Raw genomic sequence first — 260 nt, 5'->3', positions numbered from 1 at the left:
GCTGGGCCGCTTTGGAGGCGCACCTGGTCTGGTGGATGCGCGAGATCGCTGACGTGCGCGTCCACGGCACGACGGGCGAGCCGCCGCTCTACCGGTTCCGGCGCGAGGAGGCTTCCGCCCTGCGCCCGCTCGATGGCCGGCCGCCCTTCCGCCAGGTGCGGGATCTGACGCGCAGGGTGCAGTCGGATTGCTGCATCGAGGTGGACACCAACGCCTACAGCGTGCCCTGGCGGCTGATCGGCGAGACGGTGCGCACGGTT

The 260-nt window shown here is 71.5% G+C and carries 1 pseudogene; it reads left to right on the top strand.

The features are described 5' to 3' along the window. Window positions 1–260, top strand: a pseudogene (locus FFK22_RS42565) (IS21 family transposase); the annotation flags it as partial.

This window comes from Mycobacterium sp. KBS0706, assembly GCF_005938675.2.
Taxonomy (GTDB): domain Bacteria; phylum Pseudomonadota; class Alphaproteobacteria; order DSM-16000; family Inquilinaceae; genus Inquilinus.
This window is presented reverse-complemented; position numbering and strand designations above follow the sequence as displayed.